The organism is Bradyrhizobium sp. P2_E8 (genome assembly GCF_056403875.1).
The window spans coordinates 1-3,265 of record NZ_JBFUES010000853.1; the positions used below are offsets into that span (position 1 = coordinate 1).

At 64.8% G+C, this 3,265-nt stretch carries 5 protein-coding genes; 2 read left to right on the plus strand and 3 right to left on the minus strand.

Annotated elements, in window-relative coordinates; translation table 11 throughout:
- Window positions 1-7 precede the first annotated feature (7 nt).
- The gene (locus AC1D00_RS33040) at window positions 8-199 is read right to left on the minus strand and encodes a hypothetical protein (protein WP_477013554.1); all 192 of its coding nucleotides are present in this window, start codon (window positions 197-199) and stop codon (window positions 8-10) included.
- A gap of 51 nt (window positions 200-250) precedes the next feature.
- Between AC1D00_RS33040 and AC1D00_RS33045 the strand changes: the two genes are divergently transcribed.
- On the plus strand, window positions 251-430 hold the full coding sequence (locus AC1D00_RS33045) for a hypothetical protein (RefSeq protein ID WP_477013555.1): 180 nt from the start codon (window positions 251-253) through the stop codon (window positions 428-430).
- A gap of 207 nt (window positions 431-637) precedes the next feature.
- On the opposite strand, the gene AC1D00_RS33050 is transcribed toward AC1D00_RS33045, so the two are convergent.
- Window positions 638-1,237, minus strand: coding sequence for a hypothetical protein (locus tag AC1D00_RS33050; RefSeq protein WP_477013556.1), 600 nt, complete (start codon window positions 1,235-1,237; stop codon window positions 638-640).
- Between the two features lie 49 nt (window positions 1,238-1,286).
- Window positions 1,287-1,988: a ribulose-phosphate 3-epimerase gene (rpe, locus tag AC1D00_RS33055; protein ID WP_135174190.1), complete on the minus strand. Its 702-nt coding sequence runs from the start codon at window positions 1,986-1,988 to the stop codon at window positions 1,287-1,289.
- 254 nt (window positions 1,989-2,242) lie between these two features.
- Between rpe and AC1D00_RS33060 the strand changes: the two genes are divergently transcribed.
- Window positions 2,243-3,037, plus strand: coding sequence for an EF-hand domain-containing protein (locus AC1D00_RS33060; RefSeq protein WP_477013557.1), 795 nt, complete (start codon window positions 2,243-2,245; stop codon window positions 3,035-3,037).
- The last annotated feature ends 228 nt before the right edge of the window (window positions 3,038-3,265 follow it).

Sequence of the window (3,265 nt, forward strand, 5' to 3'; positions counted from 1 at the left end):
GGTGAGATCAGGCCGCGTGGGCGGTGTGGCCGGTGCGCTGGCGGCGGATGGGCCAGGAAAATTGCGGACCGGGCTCGCAATGATCCGCGGTGCCGCCGAAATACTGGATGATCTCGCGGCAGKGCTCGCAATTGAACAGGTTACGCGACGCGGATGCCTTGGTCATTTCCTTCAGGCAGTTCGGGCAATGCGGTTTCATGGATTCGATCCGGAAAGAAGGTTCTCAGTGTCGGCGCTGCGAGGGAAACGCATGGTCGAGCTCAGAATTGTCGAGCCCGGCATCCTCGACCATCGCGCCGTCGGCGCGCTCGAGGCGGCCGAAGAAATCATCGAGGCTCGGATGCGGGCGACGCGGAATCCGGCACCTGCGCTTCGGCTGACGTTTTACGAGCGCGATCTGCACGGACGTCAGCCCCGGCGACGAAGGTGATTGGTGCGGGCGGAACGTGCCGCAACCTTCTCCGGTCCGACCGATGGGCCAAACACAACAAATCCACTGAAACCAAGCCACAACGCCACGCCAGTCCAGACCAGGGTCGTCGTCATGATGTGCTCCCGTCAAAAGCAGGCAGGAGCCAGTAGCGGTGATTTGCGCGAATCAGTGAAGCCCGGATGAGTACGGGTCGCAGGGACAATTTTAGGCATCGCGCGCTGCGGCGCCCGTAAAAGCCGCAGGTTTTCGCGTGTGCAGCCGCCGCATCCTGCCTGCGCGCGCGCCTGCGAGGATTTCCCGGACGCGCGGAGCGTCTCGAACAAAGCGAAATCCGTAGCGGCCGGTGTAGTCGGTATCGGGCGAACGGGTCGATCGCCCTGACGCGAAGTTGAGGTGACCGGCTCCACCGCCGATGTCGAGGATTTCGAAGTCCGCGTCCATCGCCTGGAACGGTGTCGGGCTGATCGTCCGTCTGCCCCAGGCCGTTCGCAGGATCAGCGCGCGGCGATCGGTGATCAGATAGAGCGTCTGCAGGTCCTGCAGCAGCATCACCAGCGGGGCTGCAACCATCGCAACTCCGAGCATCACGAGAGGTTGGGCGGCCTGGTTGATCCAATCGTTTCTGATGGCGATGACGGTCAGCAACAGCCAGGGGAATCCGATCCACCAGAGCAATCGCCACATCATCATGCAGGCGACGCCGTCGGGCTGACCCTGCCAGATCACCTGCTCCCCGTCCTGCAGGGCCTCGATGCACAGACGCCGCAGGCCTGCGGAAAACGGAGTGGCGCGGATTTCATCCATTCCCGTTGGTCGCAGCGGCCGCAAGGCCGGTTCGGACCGCGAATGGCCGTCAGATGGCCTCGCCGCGCGCCGTTGCCGCCGCGGTGCGGATCGCGGCAATATTGCTCCTGTAGGCGTCCTGCGTGCCGCCCTTGAACACGGAGGTGCCGGCGACGAAGGCGTTGGCGCCGGCCGCGGCGAGCGCGCCGGCGACGTCGGGACCGACCCCGCCGTCGACCTCGATGTCGATCGGACGACCCGCCGTCATCGCGCGGATGTCGCGGATCTTGCCGATCGCGGAGGGAATGAAGGCCTGGCCGCCGAAGCCGGGATTGACCGACATCACCAGCACGAGATCGACCAGGTCGAGGACGTATTCGAGCGCGCTGATGGGCGTGCCCGGATTGAGCGAGACGCCGGCCTTCTTGCCGAGCGCGCGGATCGCCTGGAGCGAGCGGTGCAGATGGGGACCTGCTTCCGCATGGACCGTGATGTGGTCGCAGCCGGCTTTCGCGAAGGCCTCGAGATAGGGATCGCAGGGCGAGATCATCAGGTGCGCGTCGAACACCTTCTTGCTGTGCGGGCGCATCGCCTTGATGACGTCGGGGCCATAGGAAATGTTCGGGACGAAGTGTCCGTCCATCACGTCGAGATGGATCCAGTCGGCGCCGGCGGCGTCCACCGCGCGCACCTCTTCGCCGAGCCTGGAGAAATCCGAGGCCAGGATCGAGGGGGCGATTGCCAGGGGGCGGGGGGTAAATGCTTGGGTCATGACGCTGTTTCCCGTGGCGGCCGAAAGAGGAATGGGCCTCGCCTAACATGGGCCTCCGTGGCGGGCAATGCAGGACAGGCGCGCTTCCTGTGGGCGGAAATTTCTGCCGTCTCCGGCACGAATTGCCGATATTGCCGGGCCGCGCCAGGTGCGCTCGAAGCGGAATTCATTGAGCTTTTCGCGCTGGCACGGCGCTTGCTGACTTCCTCCCCGGAACATTGACCGCGGCATGCCGCATCGGTTGGAGTTGTGCAATGTTGTTTGCCCTTGGCGCCGTCTCGAGCGCGCTCGACGCGATCCAGTCGCTGACCAATTCGAAACCGTCGCCCTCGACCCACAAGACGGGATCGTCGCAAGGCGCGCCGACCAATCCGTTCGCGATCGACAGCGGCAGCAACGGCACGAGCAGCGGCGCGACCTCGTCGGTCAATGCAGGCAAATATCCGCAGATATCGCCGGAGACGATGAACGCGTTGTTCGCGGCGCAAAGCCAGTCGTCGGACGGCACCGGCAGCGCGACCACCTCGACCTCGTCCAGCTCGACGTCCTCGACCTCGTCGGGCCGGGATGCCGCGCTGAAGCACCTGTTCTCGCAGATCGATGCCGATGGCGACGGCAGCATCACCAAGTTGGAATTCGAGAACGCGCTGGGAGCCGGCGGCACCAACCTGGCGCAGGCCGATGACGTGTTTTCGAAGCTGGATTCGAATGCCGACGGCAGCGTCAGCCTCGACGAGATGTCGAAAGCGCTGAAGAGCGGCCATCACGGTCACCATGCCCAGGGTGCCGGAGGATCGGGCGACGGATCGGATTCCTCCTCGAAGCCGAGCGGCGGATCGACTTCGACCACGACGACCGCCGCCGACGGCTCGACCACGACCACCGTCACCTATGCCGACGGCTTCAAGATGTCGACGACCGTGCCGGGCGCCTCCAAGTCCTCCGCTAATTCGGCTTACGATCTGTTCGCACAGTTGATGCAGCGGCAAGGCGGACAGGGACAGGGCGCCTCGGCGACCGCCGGCTCGTCGATGTCGATGAGCGTCTGACGCCCGTTCGCTGTCCTGCCCCGGCTTGACCGCAGGGTAATCGCATATGATTTTTTGGCAGGGCCTGAGCGCGCGCCTCGTCCTTCGAGACGACCGCTCCGCGGTCTCCTCAGGATGAGGCTAAGCGGCATCTTTGCCGATCGAAAATTGCAGCTGCGCCTTCCGTCCTCATCCTGAGGGCCCGCCAACGGCGGGCGTCTCGAAGGATGGGCCGCAGAGCAACGACCT